This window comes from Sphingobium agri, assembly GCF_023051225.1.
GTDB lineage: Bacteria > Pseudomonadota > Alphaproteobacteria > Sphingomonadales > Sphingomonadaceae > Sphingobium > Sphingobium agri.
Genome location: NZ_JALKHS010000006.1, coordinates 194401 through 219418 on the forward strand (window position 1 = coordinate 194401; position 25018 = coordinate 219418).

19 protein-coding genes and 1 pseudogene are annotated in these 25018 nt (G+C 59.2%); 13 read left to right on the forward strand and 7 right to left on the reverse strand.

What is annotated here, in order from left to right:
* Nucleotides 1-308: 308 nt before the first annotated feature.
* Nucleotides 309-941: a tyrosine-type recombinase/integrase gene (locus MU848_RS04235; protein ID WP_247230399.1), complete on the reverse strand. Its 633-nt coding sequence runs from the start codon at nucleotides 939-941 to the stop codon at nucleotides 309-311.
* A gap of 463 nt (nucleotides 942-1404) precedes the next feature.
* Between MU848_RS04235 and MU848_RS04240 the strand changes: the two genes are divergently transcribed.
* The 3 genes from MU848_RS04240 to MU848_RS18970 all read left to right on the forward strand — a co-directional run bounded on the left by MU848_RS04240 (nucleotide 1405) and on the right by MU848_RS18970 (nucleotide 4548).
* Nucleotides 1405-2259, forward strand: coding sequence for a transglutaminase family protein (locus tag MU848_RS04240; RefSeq protein ID WP_196224420.1), 855 nt, complete (start codon nucleotides 1405-1407; stop codon nucleotides 2257-2259).
* A 63-nt stretch (nucleotides 2260-2322) separates the two neighbouring features.
* Nucleotides 2323-3579, forward strand: a complete 1257-nt coding sequence (locus tag MU848_RS04245) for a cation:proton antiporter (RefSeq protein WP_196224419.1) — start codon at nucleotides 2323-2325, stop codon at nucleotides 3577-3579.
* A gap of 840 nt (nucleotides 3580-4419) precedes the next feature.
* Complete coding sequence (locus tag MU848_RS18970; protein WP_255254834.1) at nucleotides 4420-4548, forward strand: hypothetical protein; 129 nt, start codon at nucleotides 4420-4422, stop codon at nucleotides 4546-4548.
* 115 nt (nucleotides 4549-4663) lie between these two features.
* Here MU848_RS18970 and MU848_RS04250 read toward each other — a convergent pair whose 3' ends face one another.
* Together MU848_RS04250 and groL are read right to left on the reverse strand one after the other, a co-directional pair.
* Entirely contained in the window at nucleotides 4664-4954 is a 291-nt protein-coding gene (locus tag MU848_RS04250; RefSeq protein WP_196224417.1) for a hypothetical protein, read from the reverse strand.
* Between the two features lie 573 nt (nucleotides 4955-5527).
* Entirely contained in the window at nucleotides 5528-7153 is a 1626-nt protein-coding gene (gene groL / locus MU848_RS04255; RefSeq protein WP_196224416.1) for a chaperonin GroEL, read from the reverse strand.
* Between the two features lie 382 nt (nucleotides 7154-7535).
* On the opposite strand from groL, the gene MU848_RS04260 reads away from it, so the two are divergent.
* Complete coding sequence (locus MU848_RS04260; RefSeq protein WP_230463165.1) at nucleotides 7536-8513, forward strand: YihY/virulence factor BrkB family protein; 978 nt, start codon at nucleotides 7536-7538, stop codon at nucleotides 8511-8513.
* A gap of 719 nt (nucleotides 8514-9232) precedes the next feature.
* On the forward strand, nucleotides 9233-9505 hold the full coding sequence (locus tag MU848_RS04265; protein WP_097093049.1) for a hypothetical protein: 273 nt from the start codon (nucleotides 9233-9235) through the stop codon (nucleotides 9503-9505).
* A gap of 68 nt (nucleotides 9506-9573) precedes the next feature.
* Here MU848_RS04265 and MU848_RS04270 read toward each other — a convergent pair whose 3' ends face one another.
* Complete coding sequence (locus tag MU848_RS04270; protein ID WP_141397866.1) at nucleotides 9574-9990, reverse strand: hypothetical protein; 417 nt, start codon at nucleotides 9988-9990, stop codon at nucleotides 9574-9576.
* Nucleotides 9991-10669: 679 nt separating this feature from the next.
* Between MU848_RS04270 and MU848_RS04275 the strand changes: the two genes are divergently transcribed.
* Nucleotides 10670-11779 (forward strand): AI-2E family transporter, encoded by a 1110-nt coding sequence (locus tag MU848_RS04275; RefSeq protein ID WP_097093052.1) that lies wholly within the window; start codon nucleotides 10670-10672, stop codon nucleotides 11777-11779.
* Between the two features lie 260 nt (nucleotides 11780-12039).
* On the opposite strand, the gene MU848_RS04280 is transcribed toward MU848_RS04275, so the two are convergent.
* Complete coding sequence (locus tag MU848_RS04280) at nucleotides 12040-12375, reverse strand: carboxymuconolactone decarboxylase family protein (RefSeq protein WP_247230401.1); 336 nt, start codon at nucleotides 12373-12375, stop codon at nucleotides 12040-12042.
* Between the two features lie 287 nt (nucleotides 12376-12662).
* Between MU848_RS04280 and MU848_RS04285 the strand changes: the two genes are divergently transcribed.
* The 3 genes and pseudogenes from MU848_RS04285 to MU848_RS04295 form a co-directional block, all read left to right on the forward strand.
* The gene (locus tag MU848_RS04285; protein WP_247230403.1) at nucleotides 12663-13424 is read left to right on the forward strand and encodes an SDR family oxidoreductase; all 762 of its coding nucleotides are present in this window, start codon (nucleotides 12663-12665) and stop codon (nucleotides 13422-13424) included.
* Nucleotides 13421-13849 carry a hypothetical protein gene (locus MU848_RS04290; RefSeq protein WP_247230405.1) on the forward strand — a complete coding sequence of 143 codons (429 nt, stop codon included), beginning with the start codon at nucleotides 13421-13423 and terminating at the stop codon, nucleotides 13847-13849. The genes MU848_RS04285 and MU848_RS04290 overlap by 4 nt, the downstream gene beginning before the upstream one ends.
* Nucleotides 13836-14690 (forward strand): annotated as a pseudogene (locus tag MU848_RS04295) (sigma-70 family RNA polymerase sigma factor); the annotation flags it as partial. The gene MU848_RS04290 and the pseudogene MU848_RS04295, both read left to right, overlap by 14 nt.
* A gap of 256 nt (nucleotides 14691-14946) precedes the next feature.
* Here MU848_RS04295 and MU848_RS04300 read toward each other — a convergent pair.
* Complete coding sequence (locus MU848_RS04300; RefSeq protein WP_247230407.1) at nucleotides 14947-17817, reverse strand: class I SAM-dependent DNA methyltransferase; 2871 nt, start codon at nucleotides 17815-17817, stop codon at nucleotides 14947-14949.
* A 485-nt stretch (nucleotides 17818-18302) separates the two neighbouring features.
* Nucleotides 18303-19613, reverse strand: coding sequence for an alpha/beta hydrolase family protein (locus MU848_RS04305; RefSeq protein ID WP_247230408.1), 1311 nt, complete (start codon nucleotides 19611-19613; stop codon nucleotides 18303-18305).
* Nucleotides 19614-20075: 462 nt separating this feature from the next.
* On the opposite strand from MU848_RS04305, the gene MU848_RS04310 reads away from it, so the two are divergent.
* The 4 genes from MU848_RS04310 (at nucleotide 20076) to MU848_RS04325 (ending at nucleotide 25017) form a co-directional block, all read left to right on the forward strand.
* Nucleotides 20076-22334, forward strand: coding sequence for a TonB-dependent receptor (locus MU848_RS04310; protein WP_247230410.1), 2259 nt, complete (start codon nucleotides 20076-20078; stop codon nucleotides 22332-22334).
* Between the two features lie 108 nt (nucleotides 22335-22442).
* On the forward strand, nucleotides 22443-22805 hold the full coding sequence (locus tag MU848_RS04315; RefSeq protein WP_247230412.1) for a c-type cytochrome: 363 nt from the start codon (nucleotides 22443-22445) through the stop codon (nucleotides 22803-22805).
* An 11-nt stretch (nucleotides 22806-22816) separates the two neighbouring features.
* Nucleotides 22817-23956, forward strand: a complete 1140-nt coding sequence (locus MU848_RS04320) for a Gfo/Idh/MocA family protein (protein ID WP_247230413.1) — start codon at nucleotides 22817-22819, stop codon at nucleotides 23954-23956.
* Between the two features lie 14 nt (nucleotides 23957-23970).
* Nucleotides 23971-25017 carry a sugar phosphate isomerase/epimerase family protein gene (locus MU848_RS04325; protein ID WP_247230415.1) on the forward strand — a complete coding sequence of 349 codons (1047 nt, stop codon included), beginning with the start codon at nucleotides 23971-23973 and terminating at the stop codon, nucleotides 25015-25017.
* The last annotated feature ends 1 nt before the right edge of the window (nucleotide 25018 follow it).

Here is a 25018-nt window from a genome sequence, read left to right on the forward strand (position 1 = left end):
GCTGATTGTCCGTTCTTGCCGCTCTGTTCGGCAGCTTGTGATAAGAAGGCCGTAATCGGATCGGAGCCGAACGACCGCGCCTTGTCGACAATTGCCGCTTGAAGGGCAGTCGCTTACGGCAGCTGTGCCGACCTTCGCCGGAAGGCGGGCTGGCAGCAAGCGGCCAAGCTTTGTTGCGACGCGTATCGGCTGGGCAGGCGCAGTATGTCCGCTCCGGAGCAAACTTGCCATCCAGTCTTTCGCCCGCGAATGTCAGAAAAGTCCCAGCGCCCGTGTCCGGCTCTACCCGGACGCGGGCGCCAGTACGATCAGATTTCGGTGTTTTCGGCGAGGGCAAGCGCGTCCTCCACGTCGATCCCGAGATAGCGCACCGTATTCTCTATCTTGCTATGACCAAGAAGTATCTGGACGGCCCGCAGATTGCCCGTAGCCGTGTAGATGATCGATGCTTTCGTTCGCCGAAGCGAGTGCGTACCATACTCGCTCCGCATCAGACCGACACCTGTGACCCATTCGTCGACAAGCCAAACATATTGTCGTGTGCTCAGGTGCCCATTGTGATCAACCCGGCTCGGGAACACATAATCGTCCACCGTGCCGCCCCGGCGTTCGAGCCATGCCAGCAGGCTGGCCCGAGCATCTGGCAGCAGTTCGAATTGAACGGGCCGGCCGGTCTTCTGCTGCATCACGATTGCCCGCGTTCGGATATGTCCGCCGCTGACAAGGTCGCCGATCTTCATTTGCACCAGATCGCAGCCCCGAAGCTTGCTGTCGATCGCCAGATCGAACAGCGCCCGATCTCGCAGGCGGCGGCGCTGATTGAGGTAGAAACGAATTTCCCAAATCTGCTTCGGCTTCAGAGCCCGCTTTGCACCTACGGTCCTTCCGGCATTCCAGACCGGGCGTTTGGTGGCGGTTAGTTCTGTTTCAGGCATCTCCATGATCGTTCTCCTATGGCCACTTTGGCCATCTGCAGAACGCTCGCTCACGAGGATGCGCCGGACATGCTGTGGGGCTCGTGCCGACCAGAATACGCCGTTCACCGATCGGGCTCGGAACGGCAGATTCTGACACAACTTGCCATTCGCTGAGCGCGAAGCTGCCTGGCAGCAACGCGCCAATCCAAGCCGTTTAACGCGATATCGTCACGCCTAGGAGCGGACCTTCAGATTACGACTTGGTCTGGGACATTTCTGCCCCCACAAGCGACATGTGGGACGGCAGCTCCTGTCAGCTGACATGCACTGTTTGCTCGCCCTGCATCGCAGAACGCCAGAAACGGGCCGCCAGGAGAATGTCGGCTCCCGCTCCTCGGGCGCGGATAAACAAAGCGTCTGAAGCAGCAACTGGGGAGTCCAGATCGATTAAGACGCACCCTATGGTCGGATTGAGCGTTGGGGGGTCATGAAGTTCCAAATACGCCATGAAACCACCTTTCGTTATCGGGATGCTGTGGGCCTGCAACCGCATCGCCTGATGCTTGTGCCGCGCAGTTCGCACGATCTGAGGGTGTTGGCGAGTTCTATCCGTCTGACGCCGGAAGCAGAGGTCGAATGGACGCAAGACGTGTTTGGGAACCTGGTTGCGACCGCCTGCTTTTCGGGCTCTGCGGACCAACTCGTCATATCAACGGACGTCACGGTGGAGCAGTTTGCTTCGGCATGGCCCATCTTCCGGATCGCGCCAGGCGCTCACTCCTACCCTTTCACTTATTCAGAAGAAGAAAGGGCCGATCTGGGCGCTCTCCTAAAGGCGCAACATCCGGATAATGGCGGAAGGTTTGATAATTGGGTACGCGCTTTCGTTCGCGCATGTCCGACAGACACGTTGTCGCTGCTGAAAGACATCAACAATGGCATCGCCGATGCGATCGCCTACCGAACCCGAGACGAGGATGGAACACAAGGTCCGCTGGAAACTTTAACGATGGGGAGTGGATCCTGCCGAGACATGGCGGCTCTATTCATCGAGGCGGTTCGCCACCTTGGCTTTGGCGGCCGTGCCGTCTCCGGCTATTTGCATGATCCAGACCAACTCCTGCATGATGCAGGATCAACGCACGCCTGGGCGGAAGTCTACCTTCCAGCGGCCGGGTGGATCGCATTTGACCCTACGCACCGGCGCACCGGCTCAGCGAACCTTATTCCCGTCGCAGTTGGCAGGTGTAACAAGCAGATCATGCCGGTCACTGGTGGGTACATTGGCGCAGCGGACGACTTTATCGGCATGGACGTCCACGTGAACGTCACGCTGACTTAATGGTGTAGCTGCGCGGCTTGGGTCGGTTCCAAAAAAGCTCGCTCGTTTCGGGAGAGACTATCAATGCTCGATTCTGGATTCTACGTCCAGATCCTGACCGGTATGGGCGCCATCATTTTGATGACCGCCTGGATTCCGATGGCCCTGCGGAAGATGCCTTTGTCGCTGCCGATCTTCTGCGTGGCCATCGGCGCAGCCCTGTTTACGATGCCGCGGTTAAGACCATTCGCGGTTCATCCACTGCAGTACCCCGTCCTGGTGGAGCGCCTGAGCGAGTTTGTGGTTGTGGTCGCGCTCATGGGCGCGGGTCTCAAGATCGACCGGCTCGTCGGTCTTCGCCGCTGGGTCCTCACCTGGCGTCTCCTCGCGATTGCAATGCCGATCACCATCCTGCTCGTTGCTGCACTCGCCTCCTCCCTTCTGGGGCTCGGCCTCGCGGCCGCCCTGCTCCTGGCATCGAGTCTTGCCCCCACAGATCCGGTGCTCGCGAGCGACGTCCAGGTCGGCGCACCAGGGGAGGGGGAAGAAGATGAGGCCCGTTTCGCGCTCACGTCCGAAGCGGGACTGAACGATGGGCTTGCGTTTCCCTTTGTCAACCTCGCAATTGCGCTGGCGGGCCTGTCCTTTGGAACCCAAGCGTTTGGACACTGGCTCATCGTTGACGTGATCTGGAAGGTTCTTGCTGGTCTCGGCATGGGCTATGTCATTGGAATGGGCCTGGGCTTCGTTACTTTCCACCTGCCCAACGCCGCCAAGCTGTCCCGAACAGGTGACGGTTTCGTAGCCTTGGGCGCCGCGCTCCTTGCATATGGTCTCACGCAGCTGGCACATGGGTATGGCTTTCTCGCCGTCTTCGTCGCGGCGCTTTGCCTTCGCCATGCCAGCCGCGACCACAGCTACCATCATCGTCTGCATGCATTCGCCGAAGAAGCCGAACGCCTGTTGATGATGCTGGTGTTGGTGCTGTTCGGCGGCATGATCACCCATGCAGGGCTATTCGCGCATCTGGATATTTGGACGATCTTATTCACCGCCCTGACAATCCTCGTCGTTCGCCCATTCGCTGGTCTCATCAGCCTTGCCGCATTGGAACTTCCGTGGCGGGAGAAGCTCGTAATTTCCTTCTTCGGAATACGGGGTGTGGGCACGATCTACTATCTCGCCTTCGCCCTCAATCAAGCCAACTTCCCCGAGGCGGAGAGGCTCTGGAGCGTCGCTGCCCTCGTCATTCTCGTTTCCATCGTTCTACATGGCATCACCGTGACTCCGTCCCTGCAGCTGCTCGATCAATGGCAGGCGCGACGTCAATCCTCGCGATGATGGCTGGAACGGACAAGCTGTTCCGTTTGCACTCCGATGCCGAACAGAAAGCACTCTTGTCCCCGATGGCGATGTGCTATTGTGACGTATCCCGGTTCGACTCATCCAGACAGGCCGGGGCTGAGAGACACAGGCGCTCCCGTTTGGCGAGGAGTGCACAATGTCCGCAAATGAAAGCTCTAATCCATCATTATCACTTCGCCAGGCCCGCAGTCAGGCTAATGCCGAACGACGGTGGCTCGCCCTTGGAGCCGCGCGAGAACGATCGCGGAGCGCGGCTGCCATTTCGCGTGACCGTAAGCGCCAGCTAACGTCGGCGATCGACAGCTGGGAGAATGAGGGTGGAACGGCAATTGGCGTTGCTACGTCATCGAGACCCAAGCCTCTCCGGCTCACTAAGCTGCAATGGTGCGCTGATCTATTTCGTGACGATACCACGATGCGTGCGGCCATAATCAACGGCCTGCTCATGGTGATAGCAGCAACAGTAGCCATCATATTGCTAAACAATTGAGCTGACCCAACTTTACAGCGATTGGCAGAAAAATGGATGCTACACAAAAAGGATTGGCGAGTACCGAGGTTCGATCGATGCCCGGACCAGGCGGAGGCCTCGACAAGCTACAGGAACTTCACAATCTCCTCTATGCTGCCCGCGACGCACTAGCACGTGGAGAAGCGCTGTCTACGGTCGAGAGGCAGCGATTGAACGGTGCGCTCGACAACCTCATGGCCTTGAGAAAGAGCAACAATGTGACACCGGGTGCCTCCCCGAAACGCACCTGAATAAGCGAAGCAGTACAACCCCTACATCTGACGTCCAATGCAGAGGAACACATCATGGCCAAAAGCCAGAAAAGATCCAACCGTGAAGTTCGCAAACCAAAGGCGGAGAAAACCAAAAAGCAGAATGCTTCCAACCCGTCGCAGAAACCCGGTGCGCTCGGCATCGTTACCTTGAAAAGCTGATTTGGGGGGGCGGGTGCTTCAAAAGCGCCTGCCAACTCGTCGATCAGGGCCGATCAGGCAGGCCGCCCATGCTGTGCGGCCACCCACCAGCCAAATTGCTCCACCTCTCCGTTCATCAGAACTTCTCCTCGCCACGGCCGGGGGTGAGGAGGCTATCTCCCTCATCGCCAGCGCGGCTCCGAGCCTCATCCTCCTCTTCCAACCGGAATTCCAGAGCAATCGCTGCGTCTTCGGGGCTGAGGGCGACAGGCGCTCCCGCCTCGCGGGCCTCAGCCTGGACAGCCTCAGTCTCCCAAGCGCTTGCGGCCTTCAGCGCTCTCTGACGCACCTTATCAAGAGGCGATGCGGTAGCGACCTGTCGATGGTGCGCCGCCTCTCGTCTGCACATGGCTGAGCTGTTGGACATGGCGGGCCTACCGGCTTCCGCCCGGCGGAGCATTCCGGACCCACAGAGAAACCCAACGGGCGCGACCAGGTCGTGCAGTGTCAGATGTCGGGGCCTGCTCTGTCACGGCCGCGGACGGCAGTGCAGTGGATCGCGCCCGTTGATCGCGTTCCAGTGCCGCGGCGAGATGCGCCGGATCGATCGGATGATGCTCGACGACTGATCCTCTTTCGACCCGCAGCGTAGTAGCGACCCGATGATAGGCTGTATGGCCGTTGCCCTCCAGCATCTCTTCGTCAGTTTCCACTTCGTAGGAACCTGCTGGCAACGGTTCTGCGAACCCCGGCAGTTGAAATGGCGCTGTGAACGTTGCCGTTTTGCGTGTCGTGCGGATGGTCATGATCGCTTTCCCTCATCGAGAAGAGCGCTGTCTAGGGCAGCAGACACTGAATATCTCCCGGTTGCAGGCGGGAGCACGATGGTCTCTCTGTCACGATATGCCTGCGGCACGATCAGGGTGATGGTCTGTTATATCACAGGCCGCTCCATCACTCGCATCTATTCGTCGGAGCACGGAGGGAAAATGCCGCTGCCCTAGAATCCTATGCCTGAATGCGCACCATCGGCACTGCTGCCGCCCTCCATGCGATCAGCAATTGCCGCTTCTGTGGTGATCAGCAGCCCGGCGACTGACGCGGCATCCTGCAACGCGGTTCGCACAACCTTGGTAGGATCGATGATGCCGGATTGGAAAAGATTTTCATATTGGTCGCTTTGCGCGTTGAAGCCAAGATTCTCGTCTTTCCCATCCAGGAGTCTACCGGCGACCACGCCGCCATCAAAACCTGCATTCTCGGCGATCTGGCGAACTGGCGCCTGCAGCGCCCGGCGGACGATTTCGATGCCACGCCGCTGATTATCATTGACGGGACAGATAGCGTCCAGCGCCTTCGACGCATAAAGCAGGGCGGTGCCGCCGCCCGGCAATATACCCTCTTCGACCGCTGCCCGCGTCGCGTGCAGCGCGTCCTCGACCCGATCCTTCCGCTCCTTGACTTCGAGTTCGGATGCCCCGCCGACTTTTATGACGGCAACGCCCCCGGCCAGCTTAGCGAGCCGCTCCTGCAGCTTTTCCCGGTCATAGTCGCTTGTCGCAGTCTCGATCTGCCGTCGGATCGTTTCAACACGGCCCTGAATGGCGTCGGGCCTGCCGGCCCCGTAGACGATCATGGTCGTGTCCTTCGAGATCGACACACGCTTTGCGGTGCCCAGCATTTCGAGCGTGACATTCTCCAGCTTGACGCCAAGTTCCTCGGTCACAACGTTACTCGCCGTCAAGATCGCAAGATCTTCGAGCATCGCCTTGCTACGATCACCGAAACCCGGCGCCCTTACCGCCGCGACCTTGAGCCCGCCGCGCAACTTGTTGACCACCAACGTCGAGAGCGCATCGCCTTCAACATCCTCGGCGACGATAAGAAGCGATCGGTGCGCCTTTGCTACCGCCTCCAGGACGGGAAGCATCGCCTGCACGTTCCCCATTTTCTTCTCATGGATCAGGATATACGGATCCTCTAACTCGACCGACATCTTCTCGCTGTCAGTGACAAAATAGGGCGACAGATAGCCCCGGTCGAACTGCATGCCTTCGACCACATCCAATGCGAACTCAATCCCGGGGGCCTCCTCGATCGTGATCACGCCCTCCTTGCCCACCTTTTCCATGGCCTCGGCGATCCTGTTTCCGACGACCTCATCGCCATTGGCCGAGACGATGCCCACCTGAGCAATCTCCTGGTTGTTCGCAACGGGCTTGGATCGCGCCTTGAGTTCGGTCACCACGGCGGTGACAGCGAGATCGATGCCGCGCTTGAGATCCATGGGGTCGATGCCGGCGGATACCGCCTTCATACCCTCTCGAACGATCGCCTGCGCGAGTACGGTGGCGGTGGTGGTCCCGTCTCCAGCGTGATCATGCGCTCGGGATGCTACGGCGCGCATCATTTGCGCGCCCATGTTTTCAAACTTATTGGCAAGCTCGATTTCCTTGGCGACGGTCACGCCATCCTTGGTAATCCGGGGCGCTCCGTAGCTTTTATTGATCAGAACGTTGCGGCCCTTGGGGCCAAGTGTAACGCGCACTGCGTCGGCAAGGATGTTGACGCCCCGTGCCATGCCCTCGCGGGCCTGTTGGGAGAATTGTACGTCTTTAGCTGTCATGGCTTAAGCCCGACTTTCCTGTCGCTGGTCCGCGATCATATTGTCGCTTTCACAAGCCGGAGCCAGCGCTACCATCTGCGAGTTGGGACTCCCGAAGCGAGAGCGCCAATTAGCCTCATATGCGCCCTACCAGGGACGCTGACAAGCTTGCCAGCCGAGCAGCACCTCACATGCTCGAGACGCGAATACCGCGACAGCTTTCAGGTTGCGCACCTCGCAGCCTGAATGACCGTAGATGGCGCGTCGCCGCCCGCTGGGTCGCCGGCAGGCGATTGGCCGCCAAAGAAAATGAGATGGCCGACATACCTTCCGTCTTTTCGCCCAGTCGAGGAACTGATCTGGCTCCGGCCAGTCCTGCTATCTGCAATGAAAGGATCGGCAGATGTCAGGGCCCAGGGACCAGGTAGGTGCTACCGAAAAGGGCGCGCTTGCAGAAACGCCGCGCCAGATCCCTTGGGCCGGTTGGAAGCCCATTTTGAAGCGGGCGTGGGTGAACAGCGGGCGGCATAATCTCAGCCTGCTCTCCGCTGGCGTAGCCTTTTACGCTTTCCTCTCCTTTGTTCCTCTTCTCGGTTCACTCGTCATGACCTACGGTCTCGTCGCTGATCCAGCTACGGTCGCCAAGCATATGCGTGCTATCGTGGACCTTGTGCCAGCCGATGCGGCACGACTGATATACGAACAGCTAACGCAGCTCACCACAAGCGCAGCTGAAAAGAAAGGAATCGCCCTTCTTCTGGCACTGGCGGTCTCGATCTACGGCGCGTCCCGTGCCTCAGGGGCAATGATCGGATCATTGAACATCATCTATGAGCAGGAGGACCGTCGATCCTTGATCCGGACGGCTCTGATTGCTGCTGCGCTTGCCGCTGGCGCCGTTATCGTGGGCTTGATCGGCATCGTCGCTGCATCGATGCTCAATTTCGCCCAAGGGCTTGTAGAAGGCCTTGGAACCGTTGGTGCCGTGGCCCTGCAGGCAATCACCTGGACCATAGCCGCCGCGCTGTGCAGCTTAGCGCTCGGAGCGATGTATCGCTTTGCTCCAGACCGAGCGGATGCACGCTGGCAATGGCTTAGTCTGGGCTCCGGCTTGGCAACGCTGCTGTGGCTTCTGACGACGCTCGGCTTTGGCCTCTATGCAAGCTGGCTTGGGGATTACGACGCAACCTATGGTTCGCTTGCCGCTGTCGTAGTCCTTCTCATGTGGCTCTATGTTTCCGCATACGCCATGCTGATTGGGGCTCTAGTCAATGCCGAGGTTGAGCGGCAGACCTCGCGCGACACGACTACTGGGCCGGAAGAGCCGATGGGTGAACGTGGCGCGACAATGGCTGACACCAGCGCCGCGCTGGACCAATAAGCTTTTCGATGGTCATTGAACTTGCCTACAGGGCGCTTGGATCAATGTTGTTCCATTTCGAGTGACAGCCATCGCCTCTCATCCCATGCTGGCGAATTGGTACGCCTGGTACGGAGGGAATGGGCTTGGCCCACGACAGAGCCTCAGAGCGGCGGGATCGTAAAGGCCCAACCCGTGGGATCTTCCGTGAGTCTACGCTGGCTACGATGAGCAAGGGGATCCGCATGTGGAAGATCCGGGCGATGGGTCCCGCAGGCGGATAGAGCCATGCCCGCTAAAAATGACCCGGCCATCCTAAAACGGCCGGGTCAGTAGAAGAATTCTTTTGAAATCCTTCTGGGTCGCACCAATGTTGTGAACTCGTTTTTCTGAAATAGATAGCTTTAAATCTATCCTAGACCTTAAATATCGTTAACCTTTGGAGCTGAAACGACTTTTTTGCTATTCACTTTAATATCATGCTACCAAAAAATTCTTTGGAATTCTTATTACAGAAGAGGCGATCTGTCTTACGATGGCCATATCGAGTTACGCGTTTGCCCTGAACCGGCTATTTCCGACCAGGTGGGAACGTCCATCCGCTCTCTACGTAATGCGGGTAAAACAAGACTCTTCGGGTTCGCTCAATTGTGATAAGGTGAAACATCACCCGGTTCTAGTCGCAAGCATCCCGTGACTGAGAGACTCGAGCGCTCCCGCTTGCTGACCCGGAGTGCATCATGATTATTGATACTAAAAACAAGGCGGGACATGCCGAATGGGCAGATTATGTCATCCGCGCTGCTGCTGGAATAGCCAGTGCCGCATCGATCTTCGGCTATGAGAAAATCGTCGCTGCCGGGATTTGGCTGGCCGAACGCCACGGGCGTTCGCGGGCAAAGGCTGCTGACAATGAGTTGCGCGGTCAGCCTTGGTGGAGCAGGGGAAGGAGAGATGAACTCGCCACTGCTCTCGACGAATGGGAGAACGAGGGCGGTGGCATTTCGAGGTAGGGGAACGAAGAGCCCGCACCGCCGTATGTTCGGTAAAGCGCGAGCTTTTAGTGCAGGCCCTCGCGGCTTTATACTGTGTCGGCCTGTCGCGCTATCGCCAGTTCAATCTCCCTGATGAATTGGTCACCATACTGCTGCGTGGACACATAATCCTGTTCATCCTCCCCCAAGACATGACCTCTGCTGAACGTTTGTTTGAGGCGCATCAGAATGTCGGGCTGCTCTTCTGCGATATGACGGATCAAGGCCCGTAAAATGCGTTCATGGGCCAGTACCCGGCGTTCCAGATCAGTGTTTTCAATATTCATTGCTGAGACATTCCTTTGTTCACGCTTCTGGGAAGCCGTTGGTGATGCGGCTTTCTGCTGAAGCACGTATTTTAAACGGCCTTCTGCTGCCGCGTTTCGTTTGACAGCCATCCCTACTTCTTCAGCTGCCGATCGAAAGGCGCTAAAGCGCCTGCGCCCTCCTTGCGCATCAGACATATTTTCACCTCCGGTTGAGGAGCGCTTCGATTTAAAAGCGAGTTCCAGGAATCGCAGTTTCCTTCTGTGGACTGAACAAGCCAGGGGGCTTGCCCCGCGTCTTTACGGCGCCGCCAGGTCGTCGAAAGCCTTGTTGAGCCTGCCTACTTCGGTTTGAGTAGTCTCTCAGTCACGGCCGCCATGGACGGAGTCGAAGCCGGGATGCGCCAGTATACCACGTCCCACGTGGCGATCCTAAACCCGTTTTCGTGAATGAATGGCATCCCGAATTCGTGGCGTCCCGAGGCAAGCCGATCTGCGGGGTTTGGAATCAGGCTGGTGCGGAGGAGCATGGAACAATGGCTTGGCGATACGTCTAATACTACGAGGCGAGTCGCGGATTGATCGTGAGTGCCAAACTGAGTCGTATGGCGGCTTGATGGTCGGCCGCCCTTCTGCCTTTTGACGCCAGCTTAGGTGCATGCAAGCGAGCCTGGCCTAGTAGCCTTCTTGCCCCTCATTAGGCAATTCCTAAGCCGCTAAGATCGCTCCCAAGTTCAGCTTCTCCGAGACGCTGTGACGTAGCCACGAAGAGATGTCGCAGGAAAGGCCGCAGTTTGGCCGGAACGGAATGGTCGCTACTGGGATAAAGCGCCTGCCAGACTGGATAACGCGCTAAGATAGGCTAAGGTCGTGCTTGATGACAAACTTCGTCGAACAATCCGAGCTCGTAACCCAGTCCGAAGTACCCCAACCTCCGGCGCGTGACAGTCTTGAACGGCGGGTCTTTCGGGCGACAGCCGTCGTGATCCTAACGCTCGCTGCGGCCTACGTGCTGTGGATGCTCGTGGACCTGCTGTTGCTCCTATTCGCTTGCACCCTGGTCTCGCTGATCCTGCTGACCGGAACCAATGCCCTGCGCGGGAGGGTCCGGATGCCACTCAGCATGGCCTTGGCAGTCACAGTCATCCTGTTCATCGCAGTGATCGGTGGGGCCTTCGCGTTCTTCGGCGCCACGATGCAGGCGGAGTTCGGCGAGCTTGCCCAGCGGCTGCCGACCGCATGGGTAGGCCTGCAAGGCCGTATTGCGGCCTTGCCCATCGGCGCGGCCATCTTAGAGCGAGCGCAAGGATTGGCGCCCAGCAGCGAGGCCATAGTCAGCGCGGCGAGGACAGCTCTAGCGGCGGTTGGCGGAGCCCTGTCGTTGCTGCTGATCGTTCTCGTGGGCGGCGTGTACCTTGCGGCTCAGCCGACGCTTTACTCCACCGGCCTGCTTCGGCTCATCCCGCTCAGTGCAAGAAGTCAGTCGGCCGAAACGCTCGACGCGATCTCGATCTCGCTGAAAAACTGGTTGAAGGGACAGGCCCTAGGCATGCTGTTCGTCGGCGTTGCGACGGGCTTGGCGCTGTGGCTGGTTGGCGTGCCGGCCGCCTGGGCGATAGGCCTAGTGGCGGGTCTGGCCGAGTTTGTGCCCTACCTTGGCGTTCTAATCGCAGGGGTTCCCGCCGTGGTGCTGGGGTTCGGACAGGGAACCGCGACCGGGCTGTGGACGCTGGGCCTGCTGCTGGCTGTCCAGCAGGTACAAGGCAGCCTGATCATGCCGCTCGTCCAGAACAAGATGGTGGACCTGCCACCAGCGATCACGATTTTCGGGATCATTGCGGCCGGCATTCTCTTTGGAGTCGCCGGGGTTCTGCTGGCTACGCCGCTGACCATCGTGGTGCTCGTAATCGTGCGCCGCCTTTACCTCCACGAGGACAAGGAGGAGGTCCTCGCGAGCGCAGACGCGGCGGAGGACAGAACCGCGTGATCTTGTACTTGCAAGCGGCTTGTCGGACATGGCGGCTTTTCGATCGCCAAACCGACTGCCTGACTTGAACAAGTAGCTTGTGCTGAGAGCCGAAACGAGCAGTTGGACCGCGAGAAGTGGCGCGATGCCGATGGTCCGCTTCGTCGATGCGATCGATTGCTTCCGGCGGAACCGGACGTTTATCGGATCAGGCGCGAACGGCTGAGTCCGGTCGCATGCCGTCGAAGGGCGAGCAAAGATATGCTCCCCCTTTCATAAGCCTATGGCTTCGCGGCGACGGGCAGGCGGAATGGCGCGCCCAGTCGATTGAACGCGTTCATTGCCGCGATAACTAGCGTGAGATCGACCAAGTCCTTTTCAGCAAAGGCGGCGGCAGCGGCCGCATATGCTTCGTCCGAAGCATGGGTCGTGCTGATGTTGGTCACTTCCTCAGCCCAGGCCAGCGCTGCTCGATACTGGTCAGAAAACAGATGCGGCACTTCCGCCCAGACGGGGACCAGCACGACTTTGTCGATCGCCATGGTTTTGAGCAGGTCACGGGTGTGCATATCGATGCAATGGGCGCAGCCATTGATTTGCGACACCCGTAGGAACACCAGATGGATCAGCTCTTCAGGAAGATCCGTTTTCTGGGTTACATAATGATGGACCCGAACAGGGCCTTGGCGCCCACGGGGGCGGTTTCCGACCAGTTCAAACGCTTCGTATCGGCCATGCTGCTTTCCTCGTCACTGGCACCGATCATCGGCGCTCGCTGACTTGACGAGGTAAGCCTGTGCATCGTGACATCATGGCGCAGATATTTTTTGATCCTGCTGTCGTCATGTCACACCGGTGGCGGCCATCTCGTCATGCAGGTAGACACTGGCATCGGAGAATGGACATGAAGATCGTTATCATCGGTGGCACCGGGCTGATCGGCCGGCCGCTCGTGGGTCTGCTACGGGCCGAGGGCCATGAGGTCGTCGTCGCCTCACCTAGCACCGGCATCGATGCGCTGACCGGCGCCGGCCTGGCGCAAGCGCTGACGGATGCCGCCGTCATGGTCGATGTCAGCAATGCACCCTCGTTCGAGGACGCTGCCGCTCTCGCTTTCTTCCGCGGCACGACAACCAACTTGATGGAAGCAGCACGCGACGCGGGATTGCGCCACGTCGTCGCACTTTCGGTGGTGGGAACCGATCGTCTTCAGGCATCGGGTTATTTTCGCGCTAAGCTGGTTCAGGAGCAACTGATCGCCGCCGCCGGCATACCCTACACGATCGTGCGCGCCACGCAGTTCTTCGAGTTCCTATCGACCATCGCGGATGCCTACACGAGGGACAGCGCCGTGTATTTGCCACAGATTGCGCTCCAACCGGTCGCCGCAGCTGATGTCTCGGCCCTGCTTGCCGAGATCGCCACAGCTGCCCCGATCGGCGGCATCATCGAAATGGCAGGACCAGAGCGCGCACCCCTGGCCGAGTTTACGGCTAGCTGGCTCGGCGCACGGGACGATCCACGCCGGATCAACGTCACCGCCGAACGTGACTATTTTGGCGCCCCCGCCAACGACCGCTCGCTTGTCCCGGATGAGAATCCACGGATCGCGCCCACGCGTTTCGATGAGTGGCTTGCCGCTCGCGCGCAGGAGAGCGCAGCATGAGCCGGAACCTTCCGCTCGCACTGGCCGCAGTGCTCGGTCTCGGGGCCGCAGCCAATGGCCTCTTCATGCTGGTCTCACCTGAGAACTGGTATTTCGCGGTGCCGGGCGTCACCACGACCGGTCCGTTCAACCAGCATTTCGTGCGCGACATCGGGTTGATCTTCCTGCTCGTCGCAACCGCGATGCTCGCAGGTGTTGCTCGGCCGGCGTCGCGCGTCCCTCTGTGGTCTACCGCTGCCATCTCGCTTGCCGGCCATGCACTGTTCCATTTCTGGGAGGTGGCGGTCGGCATCTGTGGGACAGGTGCACTGGCTCAGGATTTTCCTGCGGTGACCTTACCAGCTATAGCGACGACCGCTCTGGCCCTCTGGGCCTGGCGCGATAACCAAGCATTGTCGGAGTGGGAAACTCTTGCTGCACAGTGATGAACGTCTCGCGGATTTTGAGGCTGAGCGGCCCCGACTGCTTCGCCTTGGCTATCGGATGCTTGGCTCTCTCAGCGAGGCGGAAGATATCCTGCAAGAAGCGTGGCTGCGTTGGGCGGCAACGGTGCAGAGCGTTGACACGCCGGCAGCCTATCTGACCCGCATCGTCACTCGGCTTTGCCTCGATCAGCTCAAGTCCGCCCGGGTGCGCCGGGAGACCTATGTCGGTGCCTGGCTGCCTGAACCGTTGATGGGTACTATTGAGGAAGAAGAGACGATCGCCGACGACGTGACGCTCACACTGATGCTTGCAATGGAGCGTTTGTCCCCGCTGGAGCGTGCCGCCTTCCTGCTCCACGACGTTTTCGACATGGCGCTCACCGATGTCGCGAGGACATTGGGACGCGAGCCCGCCGCCGTCCGGCAGCTTGCCTCACGCGCACGCAGGCACGTACAGCATGCGCGACCGCGTTTCACCGTGGAGGCAACTGAAGCCGATCGGATCGCGCGCGCCTTCTTCGCTGCTGCCCGCGACGGTGACACGGTCGCATTGTCCGCAATGCTGGCGCGCGACGTCGAGATCCATTCCGATGGCGGCGGCAAGGTAATCGCGTTCCGCAATGTGGTGCGCGGGATCGAACGAGCGCTTCGCTTGTTCGCCGGGCTGCGTCGCAAGTACACGTCAGCGCCGACGCTACTGCGCACCGCGACAATCAACGGCCTGCCCGGCTATATCAGTATCGATCGTGGCGACGTGCTCCAGACCACCGCGCTCGACGTGCGCGATTGGCGCATCGCGGCGATCTATATAGTTCGTAATCCCGACAAGCTTCGTCATCTGGCGGCAGCTTTCGGCACAGACCGTCATCCGCAGCACGGCCCTGAAGGTCGTGAGTTGGTCGCGAGCCGACGCCACGCGAACGGCAGCTATCCCCATATCGACGCTGCAATCCGGACATTCGCCTACCGGCCAATCGCAGCCCCAAAACATGAGAAAGCAGACTGACCGGACCCGAGAGCGAAAGATTTGGTGCTGAGTGTCTTGGAAGGTCGAATCGGAATGCGGTGAATGGGGCATTTCCGTTCAACGGCCGACGTCAGCTTGTCTCGGTCGAACGGCTTTGGTTGAGAGCGAACAGGCGTGCGAGGATTTCGTCCTCTTCCAGCCGCCCGGCACGCCAGTCCTCGCCCCATCCATAGGCGTCGGCGACGGCGGTATCGAGAGCGGCATGCGCGTTCACCAGCCATTGCGGCCGCGCGTTGTAGAGATTGGTCAGCGTACGCTTCTTCAGTTCTTTCGCCGCCGCCTCATCGCGGGGAAGAAAGCGATCGGGATAGCCTAGCACGACTTCGGGTTCGCGCACCACCAAATCGGCGGGGTTGAGCCACTTTTCGCGCAGATCATTCAGCTGCGCGGCGGCGGCGGCGATCGCTTGCCCCCGCGGATCGTCGGCATAGTCGGCGGCTCGTATGTTCGGAGTCAGGCCTGCGGGGAAGGGAAAGGTCTCGAACGTGGTCGAAGGCGTGTAGCGGGGATCGTTGCCGACGCCGAGGAAGGTGCCCATTCGGAGCGACCAGAGTTCGTGGAAGCGCGAGTGCAGGATACCAAAGGTCGTGTCGTCGTCGCGAGCGATGGCGACTACGGCTGAGTCCGGCACCACTAAAGACGCGGCCCAAACAAAAATTCGGTGTTTCGCAACTCTTGGGGTGAAGATGGCTCGCTTCAGTCCAATTGTCGCGCGTTTGATCCCCGGAACCGTCTCACCGTGATGCCACCAAAATAGCCTCCGCTTCTCTCTGCGGTTCTGATCTCGAAAGGGCTTTACCGTTGCCAGAGCATACTCAAACGGAGCTTCGTACATGGCGGCCTCGGCCTCGGCCAACGTACCGAAATCCACTATCCAGCGGCCGGAGCTTCGCCGTGTAATGTCCATTCCGTTAAGTAGCGGGCGAACCACGTCGGAATTGCGTCGCCCATTTGGATTGGTGGGAAGTGAAAGCCAATGATAGGCAAGGTCCTCGTCGATATCGAAAGGTCCAACTTTGACTGGACCTTGAAATGCCACGCCGCGATTGTCTCGTAAACGCTCCGCTGATGTTAAGTCGAAGCCACGCTGCTCGGCTGAAAGGTCCGCAAAGATTGAAGCCACTGGAGCGCCATTAAGGCGAGCGGATAAATTCTGACTCTTGCCGAAGCATACCATCGACACACGCACCGCAGCGCCGTCGACTGTCCAGCCCTCATCGCTCCAAGCCTCGAAAATGCGACCATGCTCAACGATCGGCTTTAAAGCCTGGCGATTTGCACCGCCCCGGATCGAATTCGTCGAAACTAGCCCAGCGCGCTGCAAACGCCCACCAGCCATCATCGACCACGCCGCCGCGAACCAATAGCAGACGAGATCGACCCCGCCCGGCAGTTCCGGCCACGCCTTGCGCAACGCAACTGTGTAGCCCTCGCTCAGCTCGGCGATCATCTTCTTATTGCCTAGAAACGGCGGGTTCCCAACCACCACGTCGGCCGTAGGCCATTCCGCGCGCGTGCCATCGTCATTGAGCACGGCATCGCCACACTCGATCGTGTCTAGCGGCCTCAGGATCGGATTCTTCGCCGCATCGAAACCATTGCGACGCATCCACTGGATCTCGCCGATCCACACCGAGACGCGGGCCAGTTCGGCGGCATAGGGATTGAGCTCGATGCCCAGCACGCATTCCGGCCCCACGCGGGGGAAGCCGCGTGACAAGCCCAATGCTTCTGCGTCCAGATTGGCGCGGTGTTCGATGTCCTTCAGCGCCTTCAACACGACGTAAAGGAAGTTGCCTGATCCGCATGCCGGATCGAGCACGCGAAAATTTGCCAGCCGCTCGATAAAGGCTGCGTGGATCGCCTGGGCCTCGCCTAACGCGCGGGTGCGCTTGCCCAGTTCAGCACCACGTAGTAGCTTCTCCCTGGTCTCGCGCGGGGCGTTTTCCACCAGCGCGGTCATCTTCGCCAGCGCCTCGGCCCATTCCGCTTCCAACGGCTCGATGATCACCGGCCGCACGATCATCATGATCTTGTCCCGATCGGTGTAATGCGCGCCGAGCTGGCTGCGCTTGGCGGGATCGAGCCCGCGCTCGAACAAGGTGCCGAGGATCGAGGGGTCTATTTGGCTCCAGTCGCGCCGGGCGGCGCTGAGCAACTGCCCGATATCCTCGCTGCTGACGGGCAGGGCGCTGTTGTCAGCGAACAGGCCGCCGTTGAACCAGTCGATAGGCGTGAAATCGATGTCGCCGCCCTCTGCCATCGCCCCGAACAGTTTTGCGGCATTACCTTCGAATCGTTCCGGCCGCATCCGGCTGGCCGTCAGCATCTTGGTGAAGAGGTGATCGGGCAGCAGCCCTACATCCTCGGCGAACATGCAGAAGACGAGCTGGTTGACGAAATGCGCCACACGCTGCGGTTCATGTCCTCGATCGCGCAGCCGCTGGGCGATGCTGGCGAACTCGCGCGCCGTTTCCTCCGTTAGGTCCTGCCGCGACTGAGCAGGCTTGAACTGCTCGGGATCGAGGAACGCCGCCTTCAGCCGGTCGCGCACCGCGCCGTCGTTCAGGTCATCCAGCGCGATCTCGTGCGTTTCCTGGACGCTGTTGGTCCAGTTGGTCCTGATCACGATCCGATTCATGTCGGACACGATGAGCAGCGGCGGATTTTCCAGTGCCACCGAATACTGCAGTAACTGGGCATAGGCCTTGTCGAGATTGGCGTGGCGGCCCTTATATTCCCAGCCGAAGCATTCGCGGCGCCAGACATCGGCCCAGCCGTTTCCACCGCTGGTCTTGTTTGCGCCCTTCTCGAAAGTGAACCACTCGCCTTTCGGATCGGCCGAGACCGGATCGAGGATGCCGAGCAGCGCGCACAGATCGTTGAAATGGCTCTGCGACGCGGACCGCTCCTTCAGCTCGACGTTGCGCCATTTCTTCAAAATCGTGCGGTGTCATGCGCCCCCGGAAGCAAGTGGTTGACCTGCGCCGATTTCGCCCAGCCCCGGCTCTATAGTAGCCAATCAACACGATGGAGCAATAACCAAGAGCGCGCTTCTGTCGACTAGCGGCAGGTTTCAGTGAAAGTCGCCGTTCGATGGCCCTGGAGAACGCCTGACCTGGTTGCGGCTGCTGGGATGGGACGATCTGCAATCGGCGGCCAACATTTGGAGGCTGAGGGTGTTATAGGTGTCATACCGAGTGGACGAGAGGGCCCAAGAGGCGCGTCTAACCGGTCAATGCCGCCGGAAAGCGCGATAACGCCCACTATGTTCGTTCGGAGGTTCTGCTTTTTACATCGAGGCCCATCAAACTTTATCGCACTCTCCGGCCCTTAAGCTTTCTTCGGCTGCGTGCGATACTGTGGCTTGAGGGCATATTTCAAGCAAAGCCACGGTCACCTGATAGGTCCTCCAGTGATTTGAAGCTACTGATCAAGATTTTTCCGGAACGACTCTCGCGGCTTGATGCCGTCGCTGGTCCAAGCGATGAGGTCATTGAAGCTTTTGCTCATCTGTTCCTTCGTGAAGCCGCAATGCGCAGCACCGTAAAAGCCCTTGAAGGTTTCCGCGGCCGGCACCAGCGTCTTGGCCGCAGGTGCCGTGAAGGAGAGGGTCAGAGTCGGCCAAGTCTGCTGCGCGAGCGCTTTTAGGTTGCCCGCCCGCTCGACGCGGCTGCGTAAACGATCTTCATGTTCATATGCTACCAGCGGGTCGTAGGCATTGTGAACCGTGAGCAGCTTCATGTGCTGGTTCCCGGTCGTACTATAGTCCCGTATCAGCTTGGCCCGCGGGGCGGGATCGGCTTCGTAACGCTGAACCCCTTCATTCAGTGCGGCGTTTTCCGCGTCACTGAGCAAGGATGATTGGTAAACAACGTCACGGTTGCCGATAGGAAGGCCGCCAAGGACCTGTCGAGCGTCATCGATACTGGCGATCGCAAGGATCAGCCCACTGCTGAGAGTGGCGAAATCGGCCTTGTTCCGCATGCCAGGTGCCGCGCTCATCGTGCGTGCGATGATCTGCGCCGCTGGACCCTTCGGGTCGGACACAGCGTCGTTCTGCAATTTGCGGAGGTTGAGGAAGAACGCGACCGGGTTGATGCCGTTGATGCCGGTCGTCACGTCCTTCGATCCGGGAAGCTCATAGGGCGTGCGGCGGCTGAAGTAATTATAGAGATTGCGAACGTCCGCAACGTGCTGAAGCGTGTAGGTCCAGTCGCTGACGGGGCCGCACATGGCCATTGCGCCGTCAAATTCCTTCGGGTGAAGCTGAGACGCCAGCGCGGTGATGCTGCCGCCCATTGATCCGCCAGTGAGGAAGACCTTTTTCGCGCCTATCTTTCGCAACAGCCGTTCCAATGCGACGTTACGCACGATGCCGGACGCGACGGCGAACCCCAGCTTGTCGTACGCGGTGTGACCCACGGCATAGCCTTGCGCGTAAGCGGTGCCGAGCAGTCCGTGCGCGGGATCGTCAACAACAGGATCGGCTGACACCGTGTCTGCCTTGCCTGTCCGAGGGGGAGTGTAGCCGTGTGCGAACAGCACCGCCTGCTTGTTCCAGTTCGGGGGGATCCGCAACGCGAACATGCGCCCGTTCAGCTCGGCATTGACCTGGCTTCCTCCGTCCGCCGTCTCTACGACTTTCAGCCTCTTTACCTCGGGCGCGGCTTGAAATCGGGCGCGCATAGAGGATGCGTCGCCAAGCTGCCGGGCGATGACGGGAGCCGCAGCCATGACCAGGGCGAAGCCCGCGGCCAGTGCCGAGGTCGCTGCGCGATTACAAAAATGCCTCATAGGCAGGAGCCCGAGTAATTTGCGAGTTGGGACGACAACGCCCCGAAACGCTTGATCAGCTTCCACACGCCATTTTCTCCTTCAATGCCTCGCGACTAGCGCGCTCCCACGGCGAGCCGTGACAAATTATCTTCTATATACCGTAATTACGAATGAAAGTTCCATGTCAGTCAATCGCAGGTTGGTCTCTGACGCGGGAGGATCCCTTTTGTCTCGAACCGTTCTGGCCCTGAAAACTGCGAAAAATAAATGTACTTCAGAGGATGATCGGAGAGGGGTGTGCTAACCCTGTGGCGCTTGAGGCCTAGCGTTGCCATCTGAAGAGATTTTTTCACAGAACATCTATACAGAAGAAATGTTCGATAGTAAGAATTTTTGATACTAAGATTTTGGGGAGGAAAAATGCGCCACCGGACCATCCTTTCGTGCGCCACTGCGACGCTGGTATTCATTCCTACGCTCGGGACCGCACAGACCTCATCCAGTGCACAGCCCGCCACCCTTGAGGTGCCGGAGATCATCGTCACAGCCAACCGTCGCGCAGAGCCGCTGCAGAAGGTGCCGATGGCTGTGAGCGCAATCAGCGGAGAAGAGCTAATCCAAAGAGGCGTGCAGAATCCGCAGGAAATCGAGCGGCTCGTTTCTTCGCTGACAATCCAGAACAACGGCGGCAATCAGCAGGCGTCTAACTTCTCCATCCGCGGCGTCGGGACGGCGAGTTTTCAGCGGTCGGCCGAATCCAGCGTTGCGACCGTCGTCGACGATGTCGCGCTGATCCGATCCGACATGGCGATCATCAACTTCGTTGATCTTGAGAGCGTCGAAGTGCTGAACGGTCCGCAAGGATTCCTCTTCGGAAAAAATGCGTCGGCTGGTCTGGTCAATATTCACAGCAAGGATCCAAGGATCGGCGAGAATTCAGCTCGTCTCTATTCGGAATATGGACAGCTTGCCAATGCGGCCAATACGGATCTCTTCCGGGTTCAGGTCATCGGCAATATTGCCACGGGGTCCCGTTCAGCGCTTCGCGTCAACGCGTTTCTGGTGGACAATTCAGATTTCTTGAAGCCAGTCAATCCGGCGCGCAACCGTGACTCCAGCTACGGTCTGCGGCAGTCTGGGGGGTCTGCCAAATTTCTGTGGCAGGCGACCGATACATTCACGCTGCTTCTGGCGGGAGATTATCTCGACAGCAAGGGAGTTGGTGCAGGTTTCGCGAATATCCGATCGACGCTCCCTGGTAGCCCACTTGGCACGGAAGAGGCTGCGTTCGGTATTACGCCTGGACCCGACAATTCCAAGACCTCCGCCGACGGGTACAGCAACTTCCGTAACAAGGTTGGCGGCGCGCAGGCGAAGGCGACGCTGGAGCTTGATGGCGGCTTGACGCTGAACAACATCCTCGCTTTTCGGCAGCTGAAATCGCGCGGCGAATTCGATGCCGACTACAGCGGTTTTCCGTTGGTGCAGGCTTTCCCGGGCCGCAGCAATTTCCGGCAGTGGTCTGATGAATTGCGTTTGACGTCACCGGCGGGCGGAAGGTTCGAATATCAACTCGGCCTGTTTGCCATGCGCGCCTATATATTTGAAGGAACGCGTCTGGCCGCGGACCTGGGCCAGCCCGTTCCCCCAGGATTTACGACGTTCCTTGGCGGCGACGGCCTCTACAGGCAACGGCAATCAAATTACGCCCTATATGGCCAGGGCACCTACGAACTCACGCCGGGCCTCAAGCTCACTGCGGGCGCGCGCGTGACCCATGACAAGATCAATATGTTGTACCGCAGCACGGCAGGTGGCGGTGTCATTTCGCTGATCCCTGTCGGATCGCCGCCTGCGGAATCGCGGAAGGAGACAAATCTCTCATGGCGCGCGTCCCTCCAATATGATGTCGATCCAAACGTGATGGTTTATGGAACGGCGGCGCGGGGCTATAAGGGGCCAGGTTTTGCCCAATATTCATTGTTCTACGTCAGGCCCGAGATCCCCACTCATTTCGAAGTCGGATCTAAAATCCAGTTGCTCGGCCGCAAGCTGACGCTCAATGTCGCGGCGTACAACACCGAGTTCAAGGATTTCCAGGCGCAGAGCATCGATGTGACGAATGGCCTGACCTTTCGGCTGCAGAACGCCGGCAAGCTGCGGACCCGAGGGTTTGATGTGCAGTTGCTTGCCAGGCCCACGTCACGCCTGACCTTGAATGGGGGGCTTTCATACACGGATGCGCGATTCCTGAGCTTCCAAGGCGACGCTTGCTATATAGGTCAGGCATCATGCGCTGGTGGTGTTACAGATTCTTCGGGCAATCGCCTGCCCAACGCTCCGAAATGGAAGGCCGTCGCGGACGTGAGCTACGAGGCGCCACTTGGAGGTGATTTTTCCGCCTTGTTCAATATGGGCGTCAAGTCGCAGACCTCTTTCAACTTTCTGTCGAACGCGGACCCGAATACGGTTCAAAAAGGCTATACGACAATGGATGCGAGCGTAGCGCTGAGCAATGCGGCCTGGGGTGGCACAGTTCGCCTATTCTGTCGCAATTGCACCGATACCCGATTTGTCGGGACGATTTCGGGCCATCCATTCTTCCCTGGAGACTATATCCAGAATTTGACGCCCAGTGGCTTCAGGCAAATTGGTGCTTCGCTTGATGTGCAGTTCTAAAGTCCGATTGATGGTCTGGTCGGGCGGCTCACAACAAGGAGTGTCGATATTCGAGGCGGTGCTGCGGCGGCGTGCGTGATAAGACGATCAACTGAATGGAGATCAGTAATGCTCACAAGGGCGAGCCTCTTTTGTTTGACTATCGCTCTGGCGGCGTCAGCGAATGCGCAAACGGTATCTGGTGAGCAGCTTTTCAAACAGCGCTGCTCAAGCTGCCATGCGGTCACTGCAAAGGATGGGCCACGGATCGGCCCTAATATGGCGGGCGTCATAGGTCGGAAGGCTGGAACAACTGCCTTTCCGACATATTCTGCTGCGTTGAAGAAGTCGGGGCTCACCTGGACCGAAACGACGGTGGCCGCCTTTTTGGCTGGTCCAACCAAAGTGGTGCCGGGCACTCGAATGGTGGTAGCATTGCCGGACGCCGCGCAGCGACAGGCGATCGTCAAATATCTCGCGACCAGGAAATAAGGCAGAGGAATATGGAGCCAGTCCGTTACGGTATGATCGGCGGCGGGCGAGGCGCCTTCATAGGTGGTGTCCACCGCACGGCCGCCGCCATCGCAGGTAACTGGCGGCTGACGGCTGGCGCTCTTTCATCCGATCCTGAACGGGCCAAGGCGTCTGGCGCCGAAATTGGCCTTCCTGCCGATCGTGTTTACGGCTCTTGGCCTGAAATGCTGGAGCGTGAGGCGGCCTTGCGGCAAAGTGAGCGGATCGAGGTGGTGTCGATCGTCACACCCAATCATATGCATGCCGCCCCGGCCATAGCGGCGCTGGAAGCAGGGTTCGACGTCATAATCGACAAGCCCCTGGCCGACACGATCGAGAATGCCAAGGCCATTGCCGATGCAGTGGAACGGACCGGGCGACGGATCGCCGTGACCCACACATATACCGGCTATCCTTTGGTGAAGCAGGCACGCCAACTGGTCACAAGCGGTCAGTTTGGCGCGGTACGCCGGGTCTCGGTGAAATACACACAGGATTGGCTCAGCCGCGCCGCTGATCTGGTTGATAACAAGCAGGCGGCGTGGCGGACCGATCCGAACCAGTCAGGGGATGCCGGCGCCTTTGGCGACATCGGCACGCACGCCGCCAACCTGGTCGAATTTATCACGGGTGAGCGGATCACCTTGATGTGCGCGGAGCTGACTATGCTGCCCGGCCGCGCGATCGATGATGACGGCGCCGCGCTGTTCCGCCTTTCCGGCGGCGGCAGGGGCACGTTGACCGCGAGCCAGATTTGCGTCGGTGACATCAATGATCTTGCCATCGACATCTATTGTGCTGAGGCTGGGCTGCATTGGCGGCAGGAGGAGCCGAACACGATGCGGATAGGCTATCGCGATCGGCCGACGGAAATATGGCATGCGGGCGCAAATCGCGCCTATCTCGCTCCTGACATCCGCGCCATCCAGCGGACGCCCGGTGGACATCCCGAGGGCTATCTGGAAGCGTTCGCCAACATCTATCGCATTTTTGGGGAGCAGCTTCGCGGCGCAACCCGTTCGGAAGAGTCGCCAGGCTATGCCACGATGGATGACGCGCTCCGAGGCATGCGATTTATCGCCGCAGCACTTGAATCCAGTCGTCGCGGCGCGGTTTGGGTCGATCTGTAAAAGGAGAATTGGAGATGAAAGGACCGGCCATCTTCCTCGCGCAGTTCGCGACCGATGAACACCCGTTCAATTCGCTCGACGCGATTACGAAATATATGGGTGGTCTCGGCTACAAGGGTGTTCAAATCCCGACTTGGGATGCGCGCCTATTCGATATTGAAAAGGCGGCGGAGAGCCAGGATTACGCCGATGAGGTGAAGGGGATCTGCGCCGCAAACGGTGTCGAAATCACCGAACTTTCGACGCATCTTCAAGGTCAACTTGTCGCGACCCATCCGGCCTATGACAGGCTGTTCGACGGCTTCGCGCCTGCGCGACTTCATAACGACGCGGCCGCGCGCACGGAATGGGCGACGGGGCAGATGCGCCTTGCCGCGCAAGCCAGCCGCCGCTTTGGCCTGTCCAGCCATGCGACGTTCTCAGGCGCGTTGATGTGGCATATGGTCTATCCTTGGCCGCAGCGGCCCACCGGAATGGTTGAGGAGGCCTTCTCCGAACTTGCAAGACGCTGGCGGCCAATACTCGACATGTTCGACCAAAATGGCGTCGACATCTGTTATGAGCTGCATCCGGGCGAGGACCTGCATGATGGGATCACGTTCGAACGATTCCTCGATGCAGTCGAGCAGCATCCTCGCGCCAATATTCTCTACGATTCGTCGCACTTCCTACTGCAACAGCTAGATTATCTCGCTTTCATCGACATCTATCATGACCGGATCAAAGCCTTTCACGTAAAGGATGCGGAATTCCGCCCGAATGGGCGCGCTGGCGTCTATGGCTCCTATTCTTCATGGGTTGAACGGCCCGGCCGTTTCCGCTCGCTCGGAGACGGGCAAATCGACTTTTGCGCGATTTTCTCCAAGCTGATCCAATATGGCTATGCTGGCTGGGCGGTGCTCGAATGGGAATGCGCGCTCAAACACCCCGAGCAGGGGGCGGCGGAGGGCGCGCCCTTCATCAAAGGGCACATGATCCGAAAAGCCGAAAAGGCATTCGACGATTTTGCGGGCAGTGCTGTCGATAGAAATTTTATTCGGGAGACGCTGGGTCTCGCCTGAT